This is a genomic window from Mixta sp. BE291, from assembly GCF_031457955.1.
In the GTDB taxonomy this organism is placed as follows: Bacteria; Pseudomonadota; Gammaproteobacteria; order Enterobacterales; family Enterobacteriaceae; genus Mixta.
The window spans coordinates 117,762-137,809 of record NZ_JAVDXN010000006.1 but is presented as its reverse complement, the minus strand read 5'-3'; the positions used below and the strand labels follow the sequence as shown (position 1 = coordinate 137,809).

The 20,048-nt window shown below is 55.2% G+C and carries 18 protein-coding genes; 14 read left to right on the top strand and 4 right to left on the bottom strand.

Features of this window, described 5'->3' with window-relative positions:
- Window positions 1-123 precede the first annotated feature (123 nt).
- From J2X14_RS15140 to J2X14_RS15100, 9 genes are all read left to right on the top strand, one after another.
- Complete coding sequence (locus J2X14_RS15140) at window positions 124-1,461, top strand: PTS sugar transporter subunit IIC (RefSeq protein WP_352412003.1); 1,338 nt, start codon at window positions 124-126, stop codon at window positions 1,459-1,461.
- Window positions 1,462-1,470: 9 nt separating this feature from the next.
- Window positions 1,471-2,898 (top strand): glycoside hydrolase family 1 protein, encoded by a 1,428-nt coding sequence (locus tag J2X14_RS15135; RefSeq protein WP_352412002.1) that lies wholly within the window; start codon window positions 1,471-1,473, stop codon window positions 2,896-2,898.
- Window positions 2,899-2,908: 10 nt separating this feature from the next.
- Window positions 2,909-3,226, top strand: a complete 318-nt coding sequence (locus J2X14_RS15130; RefSeq protein ID WP_352412001.1) for a PTS sugar transporter subunit IIB — start codon at window positions 2,909-2,911, stop codon at window positions 3,224-3,226.
- Between the two features lie 76 nt (window positions 3,227-3,302).
- Entirely contained in the window at window positions 3,303-4,076 is a 774-nt protein-coding gene (locus J2X14_RS15125) for an FCD domain-containing protein (RefSeq protein ID WP_249892155.1), read from the top strand.
- Window positions 4,073-4,531 carry a GNAT family N-acetyltransferase gene (locus J2X14_RS15120; RefSeq protein WP_352412000.1) on the top strand — a complete coding sequence of 153 codons (459 nt, stop codon included), beginning with the start codon at window positions 4,073-4,075 and terminating at the stop codon, window positions 4,529-4,531. Before J2X14_RS15125 ends, J2X14_RS15120 begins: the two co-directional genes overlap by 4 nt.
- Window positions 4,532-4,987: 456 nt before the next feature.
- Entirely contained in the window at window positions 4,988-6,109 is a 1,122-nt protein-coding gene (locus J2X14_RS15115) for a DUF8093 domain-containing protein (protein ID WP_352411999.1), read from the top strand.
- A complete protein-coding gene (locus J2X14_RS15110) occupies window positions 6,103-6,351 on the top strand; it encodes a hypothetical protein (protein ID WP_352411998.1) in 249 nt (82 codons plus the stop codon). The genes J2X14_RS15115 and J2X14_RS15110 overlap by 7 nt, the downstream gene beginning before the upstream one ends.
- Before the next feature lie 223 nt (window positions 6,352-6,574).
- A complete protein-coding gene (locus tag J2X14_RS15105) occupies window positions 6,575-6,814 on the top strand; it encodes a hypothetical protein (protein WP_352411997.1) in 240 nt (79 codons plus the stop codon).
- A 215-nt stretch (window positions 6,815-7,029) separates the two neighbouring features.
- Window positions 7,030-7,461: a hypothetical protein gene (locus tag J2X14_RS15100; protein ID WP_352411996.1), complete on the top strand. Its 432-nt coding sequence runs from the start codon at window positions 7,030-7,032 to the stop codon at window positions 7,459-7,461.
- Between the two features lie 263 nt (window positions 7,462-7,724).
- Here the strand turns inward: J2X14_RS15100 and galR are convergent, their stop codons facing one another.
- Window positions 7,725-8,726 carry an HTH-type transcriptional regulator GalR gene (gene galR, locus J2X14_RS15095; protein ID WP_352411995.1) on the bottom strand — a complete coding sequence of 334 codons (1,002 nt, stop codon included), beginning with the start codon at window positions 8,724-8,726 and terminating at the stop codon, window positions 7,725-7,727.
- A 183-nt stretch (window positions 8,727-8,909) separates the two neighbouring features.
- Between galR and J2X14_RS15090 the strand changes: the two genes are divergently transcribed.
- From J2X14_RS15090 to lplT, 4 genes are all read left to right on the top strand, one after another.
- Entirely contained in the window at window positions 8,910-11,186 is a 2,277-nt protein-coding gene (locus tag J2X14_RS15090; RefSeq protein WP_352411994.1) for a molybdopterin guanine dinucleotide-containing S/N-oxide reductase, read from the top strand.
- Between the two features lie 183 nt (window positions 11,187-11,369).
- Window positions 11,370-13,091, top strand: coding sequence for a penicillin-binding transpeptidase domain-containing protein (locus J2X14_RS15085; RefSeq protein WP_352411993.1), 1,722 nt, complete (start codon window positions 11,370-11,372; stop codon window positions 13,089-13,091).
- Window positions 13,092-13,207: 116 nt separating this feature from the next.
- Window positions 13,208-15,349 (top strand): bifunctional acyl-ACP--phospholipid O-acyltransferase/long-chain-fatty-acid--ACP ligase, encoded by a 2,142-nt coding sequence (gene aas, locus J2X14_RS15080; protein ID WP_352411992.1) that lies wholly within the window; start codon window positions 13,208-13,210, stop codon window positions 15,347-15,349.
- Window positions 15,346-16,551 carry a lysophospholipid transporter LplT gene (gene lplT / locus J2X14_RS15075; RefSeq protein ID WP_352411991.1) on the top strand — a complete coding sequence of 402 codons (1,206 nt, stop codon included), beginning with the start codon at window positions 15,346-15,348 and terminating at the stop codon, window positions 16,549-16,551. Before aas ends, lplT begins: the two co-directional genes overlap by 4 nt.
- Window positions 16,552-16,620: 69 nt before the next feature.
- Here lplT and J2X14_RS15070 read toward each other — a convergent pair whose 3' ends face one another.
- The 3 genes from J2X14_RS15070 to mutH form a co-directional block, all read right to left on the bottom strand.
- Entirely contained in the window at window positions 16,621-17,661 is a 1,041-nt protein-coding gene (locus J2X14_RS15070; RefSeq protein ID WP_352411990.1) for an NADP(H)-dependent aldo-keto reductase, read from the bottom strand.
- A 162-nt stretch (window positions 17,662-17,823) separates the two neighbouring features.
- Window positions 17,824-18,039, bottom strand: a complete 216-nt coding sequence (locus J2X14_RS15065) for a YgdI/YgdR family lipoprotein (protein WP_352411989.1) — start codon at window positions 18,037-18,039, stop codon at window positions 17,824-17,826.
- Window positions 18,040-18,146: 107 nt separating this feature from the next.
- Complete coding sequence (gene mutH / locus J2X14_RS15060; protein WP_352411988.1) at window positions 18,147-18,830, bottom strand: DNA mismatch repair endonuclease MutH; 684 nt, start codon at window positions 18,828-18,830, stop codon at window positions 18,147-18,149.
- Window positions 18,831-19,515: 685 nt separating this feature from the next.
- On the opposite strand from mutH, the gene rppH reads away from it, so the two are divergent.
- Window positions 19,516-20,043 (top strand): RNA pyrophosphohydrolase, encoded by a 528-nt coding sequence (rppH, locus tag J2X14_RS15055; protein WP_352411987.1) that lies wholly within the window; start codon window positions 19,516-19,518, stop codon window positions 20,041-20,043.
- The last annotated feature ends 5 nt before the right edge of the window (window positions 20,044-20,048 follow it).

The following is a 20,048-nucleotide window of genomic DNA, read 5'->3' as shown; positions in this document are numbered from 1 at the left end:
TAAGCGAACTGCGCTAAAGCTCACAGAAAAAAGCGCCGATTCCGCTAATTTTGGTATGCCATATCAGGGAAGGGTTGGGTTGTCACACCAGGACGATTACTCATTTACCCTGAGGGGTTGCTTATGTCTCTACAGGATCGATTGATTGACTCGCTGGGGAGCTTCGCCACGCGCTTTAACAGCTATCGCTACATTATGGCGATCAAAGCCTCTTTTATTACCCTGATGCCGGTGATTATCGTCGGCGCGTTTTCGGTGCTGATTTCAAATATGGTGCTGGATGCGAAAAACGGTCTCGCCAGTTTTCAGGCGCTCGCTTTCCTTGCCGAACTCAAACCGATCACCACCAGTATTAACTATGCCACGCTGAGCTTTCTGAATATCGGCGCGGTATTTTTAATCGGCATTGAGCTGGGCAGAATCAACGGCATCAGAACGCTGTTTCCTGGCCTGCTGGCGGTGATCTGCTTTATCGCCGTTACGCCCACCACGCTGGAAATGATGGTTGATGGGCAGATGCGGCTGGTGACGGATGTGCTGGCGAAACAGTTTTCCGACACCAAAAGCCTGTTTCTCGGCATGTTTATCGCCATCTTATCGGTAGAGATTTACTGTCGGCTGGAAAATGTCGAACGGCTAAAAATCAAAATGCCCGATACCGTACCGCCAAACGTTTCGGCCTCTTTTTCCGCGCTGATCCCGGCGATCATTACCGTGTCGGCTATTGCCACTTTCGGTTTTATTTTCCATCAGGTCAGCGGCATGTACCTCTACGACGCGGTCTACCGCGTGGTGCAGCAGCCGCTGGAATCGGTGGTGCAGAGCCTGTGGGGCATTTTGCTGCTGATGTTTGTCGCCCAGCTGTTCTGGGTAATCGGCATTCATGGCAATCAGATGATTAAACCGATCCGCGAGCCGCTGCTGCTGGGGGCGATTCTGGTGAATATGAACGCCTTTGAGCAGGGAATCGAAGCGCCGAATATCATCACCATGCCGTTTTGGGATGTCTATATGAGCATCGGCGGCTCAGGATTAACCATCGGCCTGTTGACGGCGGTAATGCTGGCGACCAAACGCAAAGAGATGCGGGAAATCGCCAAGCTTTCGTTTGGGCCGGGGCTGTTTAATATCAACGAGCCGGTGATTTTCGGCATGCCGATTATGCTGAACCCGATTCTGGCGATCCCGTTCATTATTACCCCGCTGGTAACCGGCACCATTGGCTATTTTGCCACGCTGATGGGCTTTGCCGGGAAAGCGGTGGTGATGGTGCCCTGGACCACGCCGCCAATCATTAACGCCTGGCTTTCTACCGCCGGTTCAATGGGCGCGGTGGTTACCCAGCTGGTGTGCATTGTGGTTTCAGTGCTGATCTATCTGCCGTTTGTGAAAATCGCCGCGCGTCGTGCCGAAGCCGCTGAGGCGAAAGCCCTACAGCAGCCGGAACTGGCGCAGCCTTAAGGAGTAGAAATGAGCAAAGTCACCATTGATATTCCGCCCGATTTTATTCTGGGCGCGGCGGCTTCCGCCTGGCAAACCGAAGGCTGGCATGGCAAAAAGGCGGGGCAGGACTCTTATCTGGACGCCTGGTATCAGCAGGATCGTCATGTCTGGCATAACGGCTACGGCCCGGCGGTGGCAACTGATTTTATCAATCGTTATCAGGAAGATGTGGCGTTAATGAAAGCCTGCGGATTAACGCACTACCGCACATCGATTAACTGGTCGCGCTTTCTGCTGAATTACGAAACGGCGGAAGTGGATGAAGAGTATGCCAGCTACTACGACCGCCTGTTGGATGAGATGGCGGCCAACAATATTGAGCCGATGCTCTGCCTGGAGCATTACGAATTACCGGCGGTCCTGCTGGAGAAATATGGCGGCTGGGGCGCGAAAAAGGTGGTGGACCTGTTTGTCCGCTATGCGGAGAAAGTGTTTGCCCGCTATGCCCATCGGGTGAAGCGCTGGTTTGTATTTAACGAACCGATTGTGGTGCAAACCCGCCTCTACCTCGACGCGCTGCGCTGGCCTTACCACCAAAGCACCGGCACCTGGATGCAGTGGAATCACCATAAAAACCTGGCTACCGCGCGGGTGGTGGCGCTGTTTCGCGCCGGTGGTTGGGCGGGCACCATCGGTACGATTTTGAACCCGGAAGTGACCTGGCCGCGCTCCAGCGCGCCGCACGACCAAAAAGCCGCAGAGATGTATGACCTGTTCTATAACCGGGTGTTTCTCGATCCGGCGATCAGAGGGGAATATCCGCCAGCGCTGTTGCAGCTGTTAGCGCAGCATCAGGTGGCGTGGGAATACAGCGAGGAAGATTTAGCGCTGATTGCCGCGCAGCGCGTCGATGAAGTCGGGCTGAATCTCTATTATCCGCATCGGGTTAAAGCGCCGTCGCGCGCCTGGCATGCGGAGACGCCGTTTCATCCCGCTTATTACTATGACCATTTTGAGCTGCCGGGACGGCGCATGAACCCGTCGCGCGGCTGGGAGATTGAGCCGCGCATCGTGGCGGATATCGCCCGGCGCATGCGCGATGAGTATGACAATTTCCCGTGGTTTATTGCCGAGAACGGCATGGGTATTGAGAACGAAGCGCGCTTTCGCGATACGCAGGGCGAGATTCAGGATGATTACCGCATCGCTTTTATCGCCGAGCACCTGTATCAGGCGCTGCTGGCGCGCGAAGCGGGCAGTAACTGTCAGGGTTATATGCTGTGGGCGTTTACCGATAACGTTTCGCCGATGAACGCCTTTAAAAATCGCTATGGCCTGATTGAAATCGATTTAGACCATCAGCGCCAGCGGCGCATGAAGAAATCAGCGCACTGGTTTCGCCAGCTGCGCGCCAGCGGCCAGCTGACCCTGACGCTGAACGATCAACCCAGGTAAGGAGCGGCAAATGAAACGTATCGTACTGGCCTGCGCGGCAGGCATGTCAACATCAATGGTGGTAACGCGCATGGAGAAAGAGGCGGCGGCGCGTGGCCTGAGCTATGAAATTTACGCTATTCCGGAGCAAAATTTGCGCGAGGAGCTGGAAAACCATGCCGGTGAGGTGGCCGTGGTGCTGCTGGGACCGCAGGTGCGTTTTAAGCTGGAGGAAAACCGTAAGCTGACCGAGCCTCATCGGGTTCCGCTGGCGGTGATCGATACGCTGGCGTATGGCACGTTAAATGGTGCAAAGGTACTCGATCAGGCGCTGGCTTTGATAAACTAGCCGGGTGTTGCCATCTGTTGTTACCGTTTAATCAGGCGCTACGGGATGGCGTGGTCAACGGGCGAAGGGTGATGAAGTGGATAAGGGCGCAGCGCCGCAAGAGAGAAAGCAATATCAGGAAATTGGCGAGCATTTGCGCCAGCAGATCGTTGCCGGGCTCTATCCGGTTGGCTCACGACTGCCGCCGGAGCGTAATCTTGCTGAGACCTGGGGCGTGAGCCGAACTATCGTCCGCGAGGCGTTGCTGATGCTGGAGCTGGAGGGCACGGTTGATATTCGGCAAAGTTCGGGCGTGTATGTGATGCGGATTCCCAGCGCCAGCAGCGATGAGGAAGAGGCGTTTTTCCGCAGTGATGTGGGGCCGTTTGAGATGTTACAGGCGCGTCAATTGCTGGAGAGTAATATTGCTGCTTTCGCTGCGCGCATGGCGACCAAAGCGGATATTGAGAATCTGCGTCGTACGCTGGAGCAGGAGCAGCGCGCCATCGCCCTGGATGATACCAGTCAGGATAACGATCGTTTGTTTCATCTGTTATTGGCCGGCGCGACGCAGAATCAGATGCTGATGGATACGGTAAAAAGTATCTGGCGGCATCATGAAAATAATCCGCTGTGGCAGCAGCTGCGCAGGCATATTGAGACGCGCAGTTACCGTTTGAAGTGGCTGAGCGACCATCAGACGATTCTGGCGGCGCTACGGCGGCGCGATGTGATGGGTGCCTGGCAGGGGATGTGGCAGCATCTGGAGAATGTGAAGAATACGCTGATGGAGCTGTCGGATGCGGATGCGCCCGATTTCGATGGGTATCTGTTTGAATCAGTGCCGATTTTTCAGGGGAAGCTGGTATGAGCCGCTGGCGTATTGTTGCTTTGTCTGAGGTGCCGCACTGTCAGCCGCAGCTGGTGTCGTGGCTGTGGCGCGCGTTTGGCGATGAGCAGAGCCAGAATTTTTTCGCCAGCGTGATAGAGAGTAGCGTGCGCGGCGCAGATTTCCCGCAGACGTTTGTGGCGCTGGAGGGCGATCGGCCGGTAGGGACGGTGGGCGTTTGGCGTTGTGATTTAATTAGTCGTCAGGATCTTTTTCCGTGGCTGGCGGCGTTATACGTTGATGAAAGCGCGCGCGGCAGCGGGCTGAGCGCGGCGTTGCAGGCGTATGCGGAAGGCTGGTGTCGTGACCAGGGTTTTACCGATCTTTATCTGTATGCGCTGTGCGCGGATTATTATGAGCGGTTTGGCTGGCGCTATATTGGCGATGCGTTGGATTATCCCGATGTAGCGGTTCGCTTGTATCACAAGGCGTTGTGATAAGCGCGGCGGAGGGGTTTTAGTTCGTTCGGCGGCGGGTTGCGTTTACGGTGGCTGTGGTTCGTTCGGCGGCGGATCGCGTTTATGGTGGTTTCAGCTCGTTCGGCGGTTGGGTGGTGTTTTCGGTGATTGCAGTCCATTCGGCGGCGGGCAGACGCTGCGTAAAGACGGCGTGAACCCATCCCTGGGGCCTCCGCCGCGTCATCCCTGACGCGGAGGCTTTACTCCGCCGCCTCACTGACTCCTGCGTTTGTTTGCCGCCGCCTCACTGGCTTTGGTGTTTGTTTGCCACCAGCACCAAACCGCCCTTTAAATAAACGATAAAAGCTACTCGTTATAATTTTGCGAACAACGCCACAATCTAAAAATATCTCCACGATAAAATAATTAATCTTTCTAATCCGAACCGTCCCCAGCAAGGGTTATGCAATAAATTTCATCATAAGGATATGATGTATGAGCTTCAGCCTGCCCGGAAACGATCTTTATTACCTGCCGCGCGACGATCTTCCGCCGGAAAAATATCAAGACATCATCAGGCCTGTTTTTGCCTGGCCGAAAATCGACAGTAACTATGTGTTTGACGATCGTATGCATTTCGGTTTTCAGCTGATTAATATGCGGCAACGCGCTTTTAACGGTTATACCCATCAGCTGCCGCCGCACGGACCACGCGAGCGGGAAAAGCTGAAAAATATGATCTATCGCGGCGAAGTGGTGATGCTGGGCGGTTTTTCTGGGACGAAAGGCGAGCTGTTTTATATCGATGAACAGGGTGAGCTGATTTGCCGCGATCCGCGGGCATTTAACTTCGGCGGGGCGCAGGACGTCATCCGGGAATATAAGCGCTCGGTTGCTCGTCGGGACTACAGCAGCCGTGGCGGTAAACCACGTCCCACCGTTTTACCCGGTCGTCCATCCGGCGTTAAACAACCCGCTCCGCAGAGCACCATTAACAGCAAAGCTGCCGGACGGCTTCTGGCGGCTGGCGGGATCTATAATAGAAACCCTGAAGGCTTCAGGCAAGCTGCACAGCAGCTCGGCGGCGATGCGCCTGCGGGTTACGACCAGATGATGTCTGAACAGGCGAAAGGCCTGCTGATTGCTGGCGCTTCTGTTGCCGCTGGTTTGACAATGGGACGGATGAAGTTTCCTGATTTAAATGAACTGGAGGCATTTGGCGCTAAAGGCACCTATACATTACGACAATTTGATCCTGAAAAAGCTGGTGGTCCCATCGAACACCTAACAACTGAGGGGGTAACCATTACTCACGAAGGGATAACTATTGTAGAAAAACATATCTCTCGTTTTGATCCTGACCCAGGAAACGAATTTATGGTGACAAGATTAAAGAAAATCGCTGATGGTGAAATCCCTCCAGAACAGGTAGATTTAAATTTCTATACTTATGAATGCAGAGAATTTCAGCGTTACTGTAACTTAGGTTGGGAAACGGGAAGGCCTGGCGATAACATTGAGGCTTACGAATTGTGGAATAACACACATACTGCCACTCTCGAAGACTATAGAATAACTGGCGATAAACTTTATCATCCGGATGCACCATTATGGTAAGTAATACAGAACTGAATATTTTAAAGCTGCTGGCCTCAAGGGATGATGTCAATTGGACCTGGTATAACCTTGATCGTGCTCTGAGCCAGCGAAAAATGGCTGGGGCTGGCAATGTTGCAAAGCTTGTAGATAACCTATCTAAAGCAGGTCTAATCGATATCATACCCAGAACCCCTGCCGGTATGGATTATTATCGTATATCTTCACAAGGGGTTAAATTGCTTAATGATAAAAATGAATAGACTTGTTGATTTCTTATCGAAGCGGAAGGGGGGAGACCTATACCTGCTTTTTGCTCCCTCGACTGACCAACACCATATCGCCCTTTATATAAACGATAAAACTATTTTTCATAACTTTGCCAACCACTCTACAATCTAAAAATACCTGATGGGCGCGGTTTGCGCTATAACTCCGATGGGTCGCTCTCTGGTCTTTTAGATCCTAAGTTGATGAGGTAATGATATGGATGACGATTTTGAAATAACCTTTTTTAGTGATTCTGATTATGAAGAAATCACCGTGGAGGTTTCATTCAGAGACCAAATTTTTTGTCAATTAAACAAAGATAAAGGTCCTGATAATATTGAGGTTGAGTTTTTTGCCGACGCCAGAATTTTAGCTGAGAAAAATGCCATGAAATTTAGTTTGGATGATTTTTTAAAAGTCATTGCGGAAGCATCGGATGCGTTGAAAGAATCTTAGTTGATGTAATCCCATCTGCTGAGATTTAGGGGGGCGTTGAGCGCTTTAACGTTTTTGCCTGATGATATTGAGTTATTAAAATAGAAGGCTGGGAAAGTAAAGTAGCTTGTAAAGTTGGTTAATGGCCACTATAAAGTCGCTGGGTAGCTGGTAGCAGAGGAAACTGATAATAATAGCCCTAAAATTTCACAAAGATTTTTTGGGAAAGGGTTAATATGTTGATTAATGAATATTTTAAAGGTTTCAGATTCCGTTCTTTTTTTATCGAGAAAGCATTGGTTTGCCAGATGCTGGCATTCTTTTTCCATGTTTCATCTTCTGGCTGGGTGTCATTAACTATCGATGAAGGTGTTTTGCGCTTATCAGTTGAAGATTCAGAGCCGATGCTGTTGGATATCAAAGATATTGATGATGAGTTTGCATATCCCGTAGAAACTGCTGTTGAGTTCAATAATTATCTTGGCAAAAAAATAACTAACATATCTGAGTACAGGTTGGAAGGGATCAAAGAGGGTTGTGTTGGTGTTTATATTGAATGCGGTAATGAAGGATTTAGCATAGTAGAAAAGGGCAGCTGCTTATTTTTATTTGATGGAATATATCAGGATTTTCAGGAGGAAACCTTTTTGTCCAGATTAAATATTTAATCCTGGCGCTCGGGTGCAAGGTAGAGATAACCAGTAGTTTTTACTTTTCTAAGCTTATTTTCGAGATGTTAAGTTACGGTAGCTGGACAGCCGGGGGAAGGAGAGGGGTGGGCAGTGGAGGCGGGCCTCCCGCGCCAGGGAAGGCGTGGGCGGAGGCCCCAGGGATGGGTTTATGCCGTCCCGCCGGAACTGCCCACCCCTCGACTGACCGGCACCAAACCACCTTTAAGCTAATCCACATCAAACCGCCCTTCACCTCAGCCTCAGCCGGGTGAACTCACTGAATGCCTGCGCACCAGCGTTGGATTAAACGTATTCGTCACCTCCGGTAGCGGCTGACCATTCGCTAACGCTAATGCCAGTTCGGCGGCCTGTTGCGCCATCGTCACAATCGGATAACGAATCGTCGTCAGGCGCGGACGCACATAACGCGACACCAACACATCATCAAAACCCATTAACGACATCTCCTCCGGCACGCGAATACCGTTATCGCTTAGCACCGCTAACGCGCCCGCCGCCATCGAATCGTTATAACAGGCCACCGCAGTAAAATTTCGGCCGCGTCCTAACAGCTCCGTCATCGCCTGCTCGCCGCCCACCTCATCCGGCTCGCCAAACGCCACCAGCCGATCGTTACAGGGCAAACTGTACTCTCTCAACGCATCGTAATAACCCTGCAAACGCTCCTCGGCATCGGAAATCGTATGCGTGGAACAGATATAAGCGATCTGATCGTGACCCTGCTGAATCAAATGGCGCGTCGCCAGCCACGCGCCATAGCGATCGTCCAGCGCAATACAGCGCTGCTGAAAAGCGGGCAGCGAACGATTAAGCAACACCATGCCCGGCATCTGCTGCATCAGTTTCTCCAGCTCCTCATCCGGGATCTTCTTGGCATGCACCACCAACGCCGCGCAACGATGCCGCATCAGCTGTTCAATCGCCTGCCGCTCCTTCACCTCGTTGTGGTAACCGTTGCCAATCAGCAAAAAATTACCGGTTTGCCAGGCGATCTCGTCAACGGCCTTTACCATCGCCCCGAAAAAAGGGTCGGAAACATCGCCAACCACCAAACCAATGGTTTCTGTTGACTGCTGAGCCAGCGCCCGCGCGTTGGCATTCGGGTGATACTGCAGCTGCTCCATTGCGCTAAACACCGCCAGACGTGAATTCTCACTGGCCTTGGGGGAGTTATTGATAACTCGCGAAACGGTAGCAACAGAAACACCCGCCAGTTTGGCGACATCCTTTATCGTAGCCATGAATAGAGAACCTTCCGGGGTAAACGTTTACACATACTGAGAGTGTTGCGGAAAAGAGTGGCAAGTTCAACCGCACAGAATGCCAGCTTCGTCGCAAAGCGCGCCGAATATTGCGCTTTTATTTTGCCAGTGGGAAAAGCTACCATGCCCCTCTGTTCTTTTCGCTGGCATTCACATCCCACCATGACGATCAAAAAAGTACCGCACCTTGCCCACTGGGGCGCGTTTACCGCCGTAACCGAAAATGGCCGACTTACTGGTTGCGAACCCTTTTTTGCTGACAGCAACCCCTCGCCGATGCTGCAAAGCATCCCGCAGCTGGTCTATTCCGATAAGCGAATTCGTCAGCCGATGGTGCGGCGATCCTGGCTTAAAGCGCGTGAAAACAGCGATCGCACGCTGCGTGGACGGGAAGATTTTGTCGCCGTGGATTGGGAAACCGCGCTCGATCTGGTTGCCGCAGAAAACCAGCGCGTCCGCGCGCGTTACGGTGCCAGCGGCATCTTTACCGGATCGTACGGCTGGTCTTCGGCAGGAAGGGTCAACCATGCGCGCACGCTGGTACGACGCTTCTACTTCAATGGCGGTGGCGGCGTGGATCAGCAGGGCAACTACAGCTGGGGATCGGCACAATTTTTCCTGCCTTATGTGATCGGCACTTATATGCCGCTCACCGGTCGCGTCACCGACTGGCCGAGCGTGATTGAACATGCGGAAGTGGTGCTGGCGTTTGGCGGCCTCGCGCTGAAAAATTCCCAGGTGGCGTCGGGCGGGGCGGGCGAGCATACCCTGAAACCGGCGCTGGAACAGCTGGCGCGCAAAGGCACGCGCGTCATCAACGTCAGCCCGCTGCGCGACGATTGTCCTGCCTTTCTGAATGCCGACTGGATCGCGATTCGCCCCAACACCGATGTCGCGCTGATGCTGGCGCTGGGCTATGAGATCGAGCGCCTCGGCGCGGCGGATCGTGACTTTCTGCACAGCCACTGCGTCGGTTATCCGCAGCTGCGGGACTATCTGCTGGGACAAAGCGACGGCGTAGCGAAAACGCCGCAGTGGGCCAGCGCCATCACCGGCATCGCGGCGCAACGTATCAGCGAACTGGCGCGTCAGCTGATCGGTAAACGCAGCTTTATCACCTGTTCTTATGCAGTACAGCGCGCGCATCGCGGCGAACAGCCTTACTGGATGATGATTGCGCTCTCCGCCATGCTGGGGCAGCCTGGCCTGCCGGGCGCGGGCTTCTCGTTTGGTCATGGCTCAATGAACAGCGTGGGCAACCCACGGCTGGATACGCCTGCGCCGCAGCTGCCTACCGGCCCCAACCCGGCTGGACTGGCGATCCCGGTGGCGCGCATCTGCGATATGCTGCTGCAACCCGGCGAAAATTATGCTTTCCAGGGAAAAACGCACCGCTATCCCGATATTCATCTGATGCACTGGGCGGGCGGTAATCCGTTCCATCATCATCAGCAGCTTAACCGGCTGGTGCAGGGCTGGCAGCGCCCGGACACGGTTATTGTGCAGGATATTGTCTGGACGCCAGCGGCACAAATGGCCGATATCGTATTGCCAGTTACCACCACCCTGGAGCGTAACGATATTGGCGGATCCTCGCGCGATCGCTTTGTTTTCGCCATGCATCAGGCCATTGCGCCGCAGCATCAGGCGCGTAACGACTTCGATATCTTTGCCGATCTCGCTGAACGCCTCGGCTACCGGGAGCGTTTCACCGAAAACCGTAATGAGATGCAGTGGATCGCCCATCTTTACCAGCATTGCGGCGAGGCGCAGCGGCGTAAAGGCGTGGAATGGCCGACCTTTGACACATTCTGGCAGCGTGGCTATGCCGAGGTGCCAGCCAGCGAACGCGACTACGTTTTTATGGCCGACTTTCGCGCCGATGCGCAGGCCAGCCCGTTAAAAACGCCCAGCGGGAAAATCGAACTCTTCAGCCAGCGCATCGCGGATTATCAGCTGGACGATATGGCGGGGCACCCGGAATGGCGTGCGCCGCAGGAGTGGCTGGGTAGCGAACAGGCGACGCGTTTTCCGCTGCATCTGATTTCCATTCAGCCTGCCGATCGCCTGCACAGCCAGCTTGATGCAACGCCGGATGTTCAGGCGAACAAAACCGCCGGTCATGAAACGCTGTGGATGCATCCGCAGGACGCAGCGGCGCGCGGTCTCGGCGATGGCGATGAAATCGAGGTATTTAACGCCCGTGGCATGATGCTGGCGGGGCTGCGGCTGAACGAGGGCCTGACGCCGGGCGTGGCGGTGATCTCAACCGGCGCCTGGTTCGATCCTGGCTTTGGCGGTGCCTGGCAGAGCTGGGATCGCGCCGGTAATCCGAATGTGTTGACGCTGGATATTGGCACCTCGCGTTTGACCCAGGGGCCAAACGCCATGTCCTGCCTGGTGGAGATCCGTGCGCGGCAAACATTGCAAAATAGCTGATAAATCACATAGCTGGTTACATTTTGCGGGTAACTGTTGCGAATCATCGATAGCCGTCCGTCGCTGCCGCTTGGTACATTTTACGTCCCAGAGGTATTGATGGGTGAACATCAACAAGTTTATTGATTACACCAACCTGCGCAGATGCGCAGGTTTTTTTTGCCCGTTTTAAGGTCATGGACCATGCCGCGCATACAAAAATTTCTTGGAAAAGACCAGATCAAAGCGCCGTTCAACCCCTTTCGGTTTCGCCTTATTTGTCTGGGAGTGCTGGGATGTTTGTCGGTTCTGCTGGCTCGCGTCGCCGATCTTCAGTTAATTAACCATCCGATGCTGGAACACGAAGCGGATCAGCGTTCGCTACGTACCGTTACGCTGCCCACTAACCGCGGCACCTTGCTGGATCGCGATGGCGAAACGCTGGCGCTGAGCGTGCCTTCACGCGACATCATTGCCGATCCGCAGCGCGTGCTGGAGGCCAATCCCGATTTCACCAGCCCCAAATGGGAATATCTGGCCAGCGCCCTTAGCCAGCGCCCGGAACAGATCCAGCAGCAAATTACCGCTAACCCGCATCGCCGCTTTCTTTACCTGGGCCATAAAATCGAGCTGGGCATCGCCAAAGATATCAGCAAGCTGCATCTGAAAGGCATCAGCAGCGTCTATAACGACAGCCGTTTTTATCCCATGAGCGAGGCCGCAGCGCCGCTTATTGGCATTGTCGGCGCAGATAATAGCGGCCTGAACGGGCTGGAAAAAGGCTACGACAAAGTGCTACAGGGGCAGCCGGGCGTGGAAAAATATCGCCAGGATCGCGAAGGTAATATCATCGCGATGATCGACTATCAGCCGCCGAAACAGCCGCCTACCGTGCAACTCAGTATCGATAAGTTCGATCAGTACACCCTTTACAGCAAACTGCGCGATGGCGTGCTGTTGAATAAAGCGGACTCCGGCGCGGCGGTGTTGGTGAAGATCGATACCGGCGAAATTCTGGGTATGGCCTCTTATCCCTCTTTCAACCCGAATAACTACGCGGATGTCTCACCGGCGCAAATGCGTAACGTGGCGATCAATGACAGCTTCGAACCGGGCTCGACGGTAAAACCGTTAGTGGTGATGGAAGGGCTGGAGCGCGGCCTGGTACGGCCTGATTCCGTGCTGGATACCACGCCGTATCGCGTTAACGGCCACCTGATCCGCGATGTGGGCCACTGGCCGCGCCTGACCATGACCGGCATTCTGCAAAAATCGAGCGACATCGGCGTTTCGCACATTGCGCTGGCGATGCCGGCGGAAGCGCTGGTGAATACCTATCACGCTTTCGGCCTCGGCAAACCCACCGGTCTTGGGCTGACTGGCGAAAGCGTCGGCTATTTCCCACTGCATCGTCAGCGCTGGGCCGATATTGAACGTGCGACGTTCTCGTTTGGCTACGGATTACGCGTCACGCCGCTGCAGATCGCCCGCGAATATGCCACGCTGGGCAGCTACGGCATTTACCGTCCGCTTTCCATCACTAAAGTGACGCCGCCGGTAATCGGTAAACAGGTCGCTAATCCCGATACGGTAAAAACCGTGGTGCATATGCTGGAGAGCGATGTGTTGCCGGGCGGCACCGGGATCCGCGCCGCGGTGCCGGGTTACCGGTTAGCCACCAAAACCGGTACGGCGGAGAAGATGGGCGCCAGCGGCAAATATGATGGCGGTTACATTAACTATACCGCAGGCATCGCACCGGCCAGCAATCCGCAGGTGGCGCTGGTGGTGATGATTAACCATCCCACCGCAGGCGATCACTTTGGCGGATCGGTGGCCGCGCCGATCTTCGGTAATATCATGGGACCGGTGCTGAAACATATGAATATCGCCCCTGATGCGCTGGTCAGCGGCGCGCCGCGTTAAACCGCAAGAAAACCGCGCTAACGGAAACAGCGCGGTTTTTTAACCCGCCAGCGTTGAGTTCAGCGTGCCTTTGCTGCATGGTGATAGCCAGTTTTTTCGGCTGCTAAGGAGCTGGCATGCTTTTTTCCTTTTTCCGTTTTCTGTTTCGTCTGCTGTGGCGCGTGCAGCTGCGCGGCGATCTTTCCGGGCTGCGCAAAGACAAGGTGCTGATAGCGCCGAATCACGCCTCGTTTCTCGACGGCGCGCTGCTGGCGCTGTTTCTGCCGGTAAAGCCGGTTTTTGCCGTCTATTCAGATATCACCGATAAATGGTTTATGCGGCTGCTGAAGCCGATGGTGGATTTTGTTCCGCTTGACCCCACGCGGCCGATGTCGTTGAAATACCTGGTGCGCACGTTGAACGAAGGGCGACCGGTGGTGATCTTCCCGGAAGGGCGCATTACCATCACCGGTTCCCTGATGAAGGTATACAGCGGCGCGGGCTTCGTGGCGGCAAAATCGCAGGCAACCGTGGTGCCGATGCGCATCGAAGGGGCGGAATATACGCCGTTTGGCCGTCTTGGCGGCGTCTTTAAGCGGCGTCTGTTTCCGCGCATTACGCTGACGGTGCTGCCGCCCACGCTGATCCCGATGCCCGATGCGCCTCGCGCCCGCGATCGTCGTGCGCTGGCGGGCGAACATCTGCATCATATTATGATGGAAGCGCGAATGGCGGTGCGTCCGCGTGAGACGCTGTTCGAGGCGTTGCTCAGCGCCCGTACTCGCTATGGCTGGTTTAAGCGCTGCATTGAAGATATTAATTTTGCGCCAGACAGCTACAGCGGCCTGCTGAAAAAATCGCTGGGCGTAGGGCGCATTCTGGAGCGTTACACGCAGCCCGGGGAATATGTCGGCCTGCTGCTGCCAAATACCACCGTCACTGCCGCCGCCATTTTCGGTGCCACGCTGCGCGCGCGCGTTCCGGCCATGCTGAACTATACCGCTGGCGTTAACGGCCTGAGCAGCGCGGTCGCCGCGGCACAGATAAAAACCGTTTTTACCTCACGGCAGTTTCTGGAGAAAGGCAACCTGTTGCACCTGCCGCAGGGGATCCCGCAGGTGAAGTGGATCTTCCTGGAAGATTTGAAAGATACCCTGACCGGCAACGATAAATTGTGGATCCTGGCGCATCTGCTGGTGCCCCGGCGCGCCATGCTGCCGCAGCGCGCAGAAGACGCAGCGATGGTGCTGTTTACCTCCGGCTCGGAAGGCAATCCGAAAGGGGTGGTGCATTCGCACAAAAGCCTGCTGGCGAACGTCGAGCAGATTCGTACCGTCGCCGATTTCACCCCGCGCGATCGCTTTATGGCCTCGCTGCCGCTGTTCCATGCCTTTGGCCTGACGGTTGGCCTGTTTACGCCGCTCTTTACCGGCGCGCAGGTCTTTTTATATCCCAGCCCGCTGCACTATCGCATCGTGCCGGAGCTGGTCTACGACCGTAACTGCACCGTGCTGTTTGGCACCTCCACCTTCCTCGGCAACTATGCTCGCTTCGCGAACCCTTACGATTTTGCGCGTCTGCGCTATGTGGTCGCCGGTGCGGAGAAACTGCAGGAAGGCGTGCGCCAGCTTTATCAGGATCGTTTCGGCATTCGTATTCTTGAAGGCTATGGCGTGACCGAATGCGCGCCGGTGGTGGCGATTAACGTACCGATGGCGGCAAAACCGCATACCGTTGGCCGTCTGCTGCCGGGTATGGATTCCCGCCTGATGTCGGTGCCGGGCATTGAGCAGGGCGGAAGGCTACAGCTGCGCGGGCCCAATATCATGAATGGCTACCTGCGCGTGGAACGGCCAGGCGAGCTGGAGCCGCCGATGGCTGACAACGGCGAAGGCGTGATGGAGCCAGGCTGGTACGACACCGGCGATATCGTCAGCTTTGATGAAGGCGGCTTCTGTGAGATTCAGGGCAGGGCGAAGCGCTTTGCCAAAATTGCCGGTGAAATGGTCTCTCTGGAGGTGGTCGAGCAGATCGCCCTGAAAGCCTCGCCGGAGAAACAGCACGCCGCCACCATTAAGCCGGACGGCAATCGCGGCGAAGCGCTGGTGCTGTTCACCACCGACCGCGAATTGCAACGCGATGCGCTCCAGCAGGCGGCGCGCGAACTGGGCGCGGCAGAACTGGCGATACCGCGCGATATCCGTTTCCTGCAACAGCTGCCGTTGCTGGGCAGCGGCAAGCCCGACTTTGTTACACTGAAGAAAATGGTGGAAGAATGAAACTCCCGCTTCAAAGCTCCTCATTAATGTCGCGCGGCATGCTGGCGGTGATCGGCGCGCAGTTTTTCTCCGCTTTTGGCGATAATGCGCTGCTGTTCGCCACGCTGGCGGTGCTGAAAAATCAGCGCTATCCCGACTGGAGCCAGCCGGTGCTGCAAATGGTGTTTGTCGCCACCTATATTCTGCTGGCCCCGTTTGTCGGTCAGCTGGCGGATAGCTTTGCCAAAGGGCGCGTGATGATGCTGGCAAACGGTCTGAAGCTGTTGGGCGCGCTGGTGATCTGCTTTGGGCTTAATCCTTTTCTGGGTTACGCGCTGGTGGGGATCGGCGCGGCGGCTTACTCACCGGCCAAATACGGTATCCTGGGCGAAATCACCGACGGCGATCGGCTGGTTAAAGCTAACGGCCTGATGGAAGCCTCGACGATTGCGGCGATCCTGTTGGGATCGGTGGCGGGCGGCGTGCTGGCGGACTGGAACCTGCTGGCGGCGCTGATCGCCTGTGTGGTGACCTATGGGCTGGCGGTGGCTGCGAACCTGCTGATTCCACAGCTGCAGGCGGCGCGTCCTGGTCAGAGCTGGCATCCGGGAGCGATGGCGCGCGCTTTTTTCCAGGCGGCGCAACTGCTGTGGCGCAACGGCGAAACGCGTTTCTCGCTGGTGGGCACCAGCCTGTTTTGGGGCGCTGGCGTCACGCTGCGCTTTTTGCTGGTGCTGTGGGTGCCGGTGGCGCTGGGCATCACCGATAACAAAACGCCTACGCTGCTCAATGCCATGGTGGCGATTGGGATTGTGTTTGGCGCGGCGGCGGCGGCAAAGCTGGTGACGCTGAAAACCGTTGGGCGCTGTATGCCCGCCGGCGTGCTGATTGGCGTGGCGGTGGTGTTTTTTGCCCTACAGCATACGCAGATCAACGCCTACGCCTTGCTGATTGTCATTGGCGTGCTGGGCGGTTTCTTTGTGGTGCCGCTTAATGCGCTGCTGCAGGAGCGCGGAAAACAAACGGTCGGCGCGGGTAACGCCATTGCGGTGCAGAACCTGGGCGAGAACAGCGCGATGCTGCTGATGCTGGGCCTCTACTCGCTGGCGATTAGTCTGGGCGCGCCGCCGGTTGCCACCGGAGTGGGCTTTGGCGCGCTGTTTACGCTTGCCATCGCGCTGCTTTGGGGCTGGCAGCTGGCGCAAAAGCGTCGCGTGTTATAGCAGATAACGGCGGACAACCCGCCGTCTGTAACCTTGTGCGCCGCCCTCTTTTGACGGCGGCGCTGTTTTTTACGGCGCGGGGTAAGTATAGCGACGGTGAATCGCTTCCAGCTGCTCTATCAGCTCGCTGCTGAGCGTGAGCTGATAACTATCGATATTGCTCTGCAGCTGCGCCAGCGTGGTCGCGCCCAGCAGCGTGCTGGCGACAAAAGGCTGTTGGCGCACAAAGGCCAGCGCCATCTGCGCCGGATCGAGCGCGTGGCTGCGTGCCAGCTCGACATATTCCGCGATCGCCTGCTGCGACTGTTCACTGCTGTAACGCGTAAAGCGGCTGAACAGCGTGTTGCGTGCGCCAGCCGGACGCGCGCCGTTGAGATATTTACCGCTAAGCGTACCGAAAGCGAGACAGGAATAGGCCAGCAGCTCCACGCCTTCATGCTGGCTAATTTCCGCCAGGCCCACCTCAAAGCTACGGTTAAGCAGGCTATAGGGATTCTGGATCGAGACAATACGCGGCAGCTCATGCTTTTCCGCCAGCTGCAGATAACGCATCACGCCCCACGGCGTTTCATTCGAGACGCCAATATAGCGAATCTTACCGGCGCGCACCTGCTCGGCCAGCGCCTCCAGCGTCTCCAGCAACGTCACCGGCACGCTGCTATCGGTATACTGATAGCCCAGCTTGCCGAAACAGTTGGTCTGACGCTGTGGCCAGTGAACCTGATAGAGATCGATATAGTCGGTGTTCAAACGCTTCAGGCTCGCATCCAGCGCCACACGAATATTTTTGCGATCCAGCACCTGAGCCGGGCGAATACCGGCGTCACTGCCGCGCGATGGCCCGGCGACTTTGGTGGCCAGCACGATTTTGTCACGGTTGCCGCGCGCTTTTAGCCAATTGCCGATATAGCTTTCGGTGCGTCCCTGGGTTTCCGGGCGCGGCGGCACGGGATACATCTCCGCGGTGTCGATGAAGTTAATGCCGCAATTAACGGCTAAATCCAACTGGGCATGGGCATCGGCTTCGCTATTTTGCTCACCAAACGTCATGGTTCCTAATCCCAGCTGGCTGACTTCCAGCGTACTATGGGGGATACGGTGATAGTGCATTTGCCGGCTTCCTTTTGTCATTATGGGGAGAGTGCAGGCGCTGCCATTTCTAAAGCGCCATTTCGACTATAGCGGGCGCTGAGGAGAGGGGGAAGAGGAGAGTTGCGGTTCAATTTAACGATAAGCGCCGAGGGATGCTGCACGGTCGGCGCTCATATCGGATTAGCGCTCAATGATGGAAGATATCTCATCACCGTTGATCTGCATTTCATTACCGGCCTGATCGGTATATTTAACCAGCCCCGTTTCCTTATCAATTTCCGGCTTGCCGTCGGTCATAATCATGTGACCATTTTTCGTCGACATCACGTAATTGCTGCTGCAGCCGCTTAACAACATCACGATAGTCAGGGCAGCCACGCTGGTTATCCGCTTCATTTACTCTGTTCTCCTGGGTGGTGATTACAACTAAACAGTGTAGTAATAAAATATTTGCTGCCCAGGATTAATCGCAGGAATCTGAAAAAAGCGCCAGCAGGAAAAGATTACAGCAAAAAATGACGCGCCAGCAGCGGGGCGGTAAAGCTCTTCTTCAGGTAAAAACCGCGTGGCAACGTCATAATCGGCTGCCCATGCTCGCCGATGCCTTCGGTTAAGGCTTTACTGTTGGCCGCTTTCGGACGGATCTGCAACACCTCGCCGTGGCGGGCGGTGATACGCTCTACCTGGCCCAGAACGATCATATCCATAAGCTCTTCCCAGTCGCGTTGCAACAGCGACTCCTCCTGCGGCGTCGGGCTCCAGAGTAGCGGCGCGCCAACGCGGCGCGTTGCCAAAGGAATCGCCCGATCGCCTTCCACCGGGATCCACAACACCCGCGCCAGCTTATGGCGTACGTGGCTGCTCTCCCAGGTTACGCCGCTATTGCCGGTCAGCGGCGCCACGCAAACAAAGGTGGTTTCCAGCGGGCGGCCCTGGGCATCAACCGGGATGGTTTTCAGCTCCACGCCAAGATGGGCGAAATCACGTTCGGGCTTGCTGCCCGCGCTGGCCCCAAGATGCATCTCCAGCAGCATGCCAACCCAGCCTTTATCACGACGTAAATCCGCTGGCGTGGCGATGCCCGCCAGCTGCGCCAGTTCATCCAGCGTATAGCCAGCCAGCGTCTGCGCGCGAGCCAGTAACGTCGCCTCATCGGGCGGGGGCGTGGTGAGAAAACAGGGATCCATAATACTCTCAATAACTGTTCAAAAAATAGCCACCCAGCACAGGTGGGTTATCTGCACGTGGGCGTGCAGAATAGTCGGGGAATAATAGCATGATAAATCTTAAGAATTTATTTGGCCGCGCCTGGACAGGATCGAATTACGCGAGCGTTTTACCCACATTGTCACCGGCAATGAACAGGATCTTACACCCAGTTATCCACAGAAACATGGGATAACTTCGCTTTTTTCCCCGTACTGGTTCCATTTACAGCCTTGACGCAGGCCATTTTTACTGGGCGCAGCCGTTTTGTGCATAACTTTATCGCATATTCTGTGGATAAAATCAGCGGTGGGCGATCTTTCACCAGTAGCGGATCCTTGCGGGTATAAACAGTGCGATTGACTGCGCAAATGCGGCTAATAATGCGCTTAATCTATTTAAAATAAACAGGTTAGCTATTTATAACGGACAAATGAAATCCGCTGCTTTTGCTGCTTTTCCCACGCGGCTACCATGTTCTGCACAAAGCTATCCACAGAAAAAGTGAATAAAATTGCCCTTTTCTGCCGTTAGCTGTTTATAACTATGATGAAAACTGTGAGTTATCCCCCTGTTATGCGTTATTCACAGCCGCAAGCAGTGGTTTACCGCCTGTAAGGAGTATGAAACAATCAGACCATCTGAATTTCAGTTTGAGGTAGTCCCGTGATCGACGATGATGGCTACCGCCCAAATGTTGGTATTGTAATCTGTAACAGACAGGGACAGGTATTGTGGGCCCGGCGTTTCGGACAGCACTCCTGGCAGTTTCCTCAGGGTGGCATTAATCCTGGAGAAACCGCCGAACAGGCCATGTACCGCGAACTCTTTGAAGAAGTCGGCTTGCACCGTAAAGATGTGCGCCTGCTCGCCTCTACCCGAAACTGGTTACGTTATAAGTTGCCAAAACGTTTGGTGCGTTGGGACACAAAGCCGGTATGTATCGGCCAGAAACAGAAGTGGTTTCTTCTGCAGTTGATGAGCAATGAAGCCGATATCAACATGCAAACCAGTAGCACGCCGGAATTTGACGGCTGGCGCTGGGTCAGCTTTTGGTATCCGGTTCGTCAGGTCGTCTCTTTTAAACGCGACGTCTATCGCCGCGTGATGAAAGAGTTTGCCGCTGTGGTCATGCCATTGCAGGAGAGTGCAACGCAGCGCAATACGCCTGCTTATCGACGGAAAAGAGGTTAAGCCAC

Bases quoted from the DNA above. Each gene is read 5' to 3' on its own strand.
- J2X14_RS15140 (WP_352412003.1), top strand. From the start codon at position 124: ATGTCTCTACAGGATCGATTGATTGACTCGCTGGGGAGCTTCGCCACG.
- J2X14_RS15135 (WP_352412002.1), top strand. From the start codon at position 1,471: ATGAGCAAAGTCACCATTGATATTCCGCCCGATTTTATTCTGGGCGCG.
- J2X14_RS15130 (WP_352412001.1), top strand. From the start codon at position 2,909: ATGAAACGTATCGTACTGGCCTGCGCGGCAGGCATGTCAACATCAATG.
- J2X14_RS15120 (WP_352412000.1), top strand. From the start codon at position 4,073: ATGAGCCGCTGGCGTATTGTTGCTTTGTCTGAGGTGCCGCACTGTCAG.
- J2X14_RS15115 (WP_352411999.1), top strand. From the start codon at position 4,988: ATGAGCTTCAGCCTGCCCGGAAACGATCTTTATTACCTGCCGCGCGAC.
- J2X14_RS15110 (WP_352411998.1), top strand. From the start codon at position 6,103: ATGGTAAGTAATACAGAACTGAATATTTTAAAGCTGCTGGCCTCAAGG.
- J2X14_RS15105 (WP_352411997.1), top strand. From the start codon at position 6,575: ATGGATGACGATTTTGAAATAACCTTTTTTAGTGATTCTGATTATGAA.
- J2X14_RS15100 (WP_352411996.1), top strand. From the start codon at position 7,030: ATGTTGATTAATGAATATTTTAAAGGTTTCAGATTCCGTTCTTTTTTT.
- galR (WP_352411995.1), bottom strand. From the start codon at position 8,726: ATGGCTACGATAAAGGATGTCGCCAAACTGGCGGGTGTTTCTGTTGCT.
- J2X14_RS15090 (WP_352411994.1), top strand. From the start codon at position 8,910: ATGACGATCAAAAAAGTACCGCACCTTGCCCACTGGGGCGCGTTTACC.
- J2X14_RS15085 (WP_352411993.1), top strand. From the start codon at position 11,370: ATGCCGCGCATACAAAAATTTCTTGGAAAAGACCAGATCAAAGCGCCG.
- aas (WP_352411992.1), top strand. From the start codon at position 13,208: ATGCTTTTTTCCTTTTTCCGTTTTCTGTTTCGTCTGCTGTGGCGCGTG.
- lplT (WP_352411991.1), top strand. From the start codon at position 15,346: ATGAAACTCCCGCTTCAAAGCTCCTCATTAATGTCGCGCGGCATGCTG.
- J2X14_RS15070 (WP_352411990.1), bottom strand. From the start codon at position 17,661: ATGCACTATCACCGTATCCCCCATAGTACGCTGGAAGTCAGCCAGCTG.
- J2X14_RS15065 (WP_352411989.1), bottom strand. From the start codon at position 18,039: ATGAAGCGGATAACCAGCGTGGCTGCCCTGACTATCGTGATGTTGTTA.
- mutH (WP_352411988.1), bottom strand. From the start codon at position 18,830: ATGGATCCCTGTTTTCTCACCACGCCCCCGCCCGATGAGGCGACGTTA.